Raw genomic sequence first — 3,141 nt, forward strand, 5'->3', positions numbered from 1 at the left:
CCCACAAGTGGGAGAGAGTTTTTTCAATTTTGTACAACTGCTACATAATACCGAAAATTAGTGTAGGATTGTCGCCTAAAATGACAGAAGTAGAAAGCAGATAATCTTCAATAAGCGGTAAGATTTTCGTAAAAATTTGCAAATAATACAAATGACTACTTTAATCTATCTCATAAAGTGTTGAAATAACCAACTAAAAAGCGTTATTTCTCGACATTTATTGAATATCGAGATAGAATTACCGCCTATTTTTCTATCTGTATTTTATATACCGACTATTTTTAAATTACTGAGGTTAAAATGTCATTCTCAATTGAAACAACTCAAGGCTTAGAACGCCGTGCAACCGTTACTGTCGCTGCAGATAAAGTAGAAGCGGCTTACCGTGAACAATTAAAAGGTTATGCAAAAAATGCACGCGTTGATGGTTTCCGTAAAGGTAAAGTACCACATTCTATTATTGAACAACGTTATGGTTTAGCGGCTCGTCAAGATGCGTTATCAGAAGAAATGCAACGTGCATTCTTTGATGTTGTAATCAATGAAAAAATCAACCTAGCAGGTCGTCCAACATTCACACCAAACAACTACGAAGCAGGTAAAGATTTCTCTTTCGTGGTAACTTTTGAAGTATTCCCAGAAGTTGAATTAAAAGGTTTAGAAAGTATTGAAGTTGAAAAACCAGTTGTTGAAATCAGTGATGCAGATTTAGATAAAATGGTTGATGTATTACGCAAACAACAAGCAACTTGGTCTGAAACAACCGATGCTGCAAAAGCAGATGATCGTGTAACTATCGACTTCGTAGGGTCTATTGATGGCGAAGAGTTTGAAGGTGGTAAAGCATCTGACTTCGTATTATTTATGGGTCAAGGTCGTATGATCCCTGGTTTTGAAGAGGGGATTGTAGGTCATAAAGCAGGTGAACAATTCGATATCGATGTAACATTCCCAGCAGAATATCACGCAGAAAACTTAAAAGGTAAAGCAGCGAAATTCGCTATCACCTTGAAAAAAGTAGAAAACATCGTATTACCTGAATTAACAGAAGAATTTGTGAAAAAATTCGGTGCTGGTAAATCAGTAGAAGAACTGCGTGCAGAAATTAAGAAAAATATGCAACGTGAGTTAAAAAATGCTGTAACTTCACGCATTAAAAACCAAGTGATCAATGGTTTATTAGCACAAAATGATATTGAAGTTCCTACATCAGCAGTTGCAGAAGAAGTTGAAGTATTACGTCAGCAAGCAGTTCAACGTTTTGGCGGTAAACCAGAAATGGCTGCCCAATTACCAGCAGAATTATTTGAAGGTGATGCAAAACGTCGTGTTCAAGTAGGTTTATTACTTTCAGCAGTAATTACTTCAAATGAGTTGAAAGTTGATGAAGAACGAGTGAAAGCAACTATCGCAGAATTAGCATCAGCTTACGAACAGCCAGCAGAAGTTGTTGAATACTATGCAAAAAATCGTCAATTAACTGACAATATTCGTAACGTAGTATTAGAAGAACAAGCAGTTGATGCTGTATTAGCGAAAGCGAAAGTAACTGAAAAGGCATTCTCTTTTGATGAGATTATGGCTTCTCAACAAGCTGCATAATTTCTCTTATCAGTTTTGCGGTTAAGCAAAGCTATCCAAACAAGCGGTCATTTTCAGCAAAAGTTTTGCAAATTTTTTAACGGAAGTGACCGCTTTATACCAACTAATGATCTAGAGAAAAATTATGGAACAGCTTACTTTAGCTCAACAAATTCAACAATTTGCCGCAAACCATACCATTATGGTGGTTGCGTGGGTTGCTTTATTTGTTGCAGTACTAATCAATTTCTATAAAGGGGCGACAAGCAAAATCAAAGTGGTTGATAATGCTCAGGCTACCCAACTCATCAATAATGAAGATGCAGTAATTTTAGATGTTCGCTCTGATGATGAATTTCGTACTGGACATATTATTGACAGCTTACATTTAATTCCAAGTGAAATAAAAAATAACAAAACACAATCAATTGATAAACATAAAGAAAAATCAATTATTGTGGTAGATGGTAATGGTTTATCTGCTCAAGGGTTAGCAAATACACTTGCAAAACAAGGCTTTAATAAAGTTTATGCTTTAAAAGAAGGGATTGCAGGTTGGCGAGCAGCAAATCTTCCTTTAGTCAAAAAACATAAATAATTATTAAGGATTCATTATGTCTGAAGAAAACAAAGTTGAAGCACAACAAGAACAAGTACCATTTGAAATGCAGATTCAGCGTATTTATGTCAAAGATGTTTCATTTGAAGCACCAAACCTACCAACAATTTTCCATCAAGAGTGGAAACCACAATTAGGTTTTGAATTAGATACAGCAACGCTACAAGTTGGTGAAGATACTTATGAAGTGGTATTACACATCAACGTACAAACTACCTTAGAAGATAGCAACGACGTTGCATTTATCTGTGAAGTTAAACAAGCAGGTGTATTCACTATCAAAGGTTTAGAAGGTATTCAGCTAGCTCATTGTTTAGCGTCAAAATGCCCTGAAGTATTATATCCTTATGCTCGTGAATTGATTTCAAGCCTTGTAAATCGTGGTACATTCCCAGCATTAAATCTTTCACCAGTAAACTTTGATGCACTCTTTGTTGATTACTTAGAACGTCAGCAAGCAGAAGAACAAGCTGAAGAAAAACCAGCATTAAACTAACTTATTGTTGAGTTAAAAATGGGTATGTTAAGCATACCTCAGATTATTGACAAAGTCTTTTTTCATTCGGACGCCAGCGTGGCGTCCCTACAAGGAAAGTTATAACCAATTGAAAAATAACAGATTTTATTTTGTTATGTAGGGACGCCACGCTGGCGTCCGTTTATTGAATACAACAAATTGGGGTTTGTCATCAGTCTGAGGCACAGAAACTGTGCCTAAATATAAACTAAAATTATTTGGTTTCCGTTGAAGATTTCATTTCTTCCACTTTTTCACCGACAGCTTTCATCGCTTCTTTTGCTTCAGAGACTGCATTTTTCATTGCATCTTTAGCTTCTTCCATTTTAGTTACAGCCGCCTCTTTAGCTTCAACCATAGTTGCTTTCGCTTCTTCTACTTTTGCTGCCGCTGTGTCTTTCATTTCAGTTGCTTTGTCTGCTGC

General features: G+C 36.1%; 3 protein-coding genes and 1 pseudogene. 3 read left to right on the top strand and 1 reads right to left on the bottom strand.

The genetic code is table 11. From position 1 onward, the window contains the following. Positions 1-300: 300 nt before the first annotated feature. From tig to secB, 3 genes are all read left to right on the top strand, one after another. Positions 301-1,602: a trigger factor gene (tig, locus tag ACWIW0_RS11160; RefSeq protein WP_454453374.1), complete on the top strand. Its 1,302-nt coding sequence runs from the start codon at positions 301-303 to the stop codon at positions 1,600-1,602. Between the two features lie 124 nt (positions 1,603-1,726). Further along, the gene (locus ACWIW0_RS11165) at positions 1,727-2,179 is read left to right on the top strand and encodes a rhodanese-like domain-containing protein (RefSeq protein ID WP_454453375.1); all 453 of its coding nucleotides are present in this window, start codon (positions 1,727-1,729) and stop codon (positions 2,177-2,179) included. 16 nt (positions 2,180-2,195) lie between these two features. Then, positions 2,196-2,696: a protein-export chaperone SecB gene (secB, locus tag ACWIW0_RS11170; RefSeq protein WP_454453376.1), complete on the top strand. Its 501-nt coding sequence runs from the start codon at positions 2,196-2,198 to the stop codon at positions 2,694-2,696. A 235-nt stretch (positions 2,697-2,931) separates the two neighbouring features. Here secB and ACWIW0_RS11175 read toward each other — a convergent pair. Further along, positions 2,932-3,141, bottom strand: a pseudogene (locus tag ACWIW0_RS11175) (histone H1 family protein); the annotation flags it as partial.

The sequence above is a fragment of the Ursidibacter sp. B-7004-1 genome, assembly GCF_053654055.1.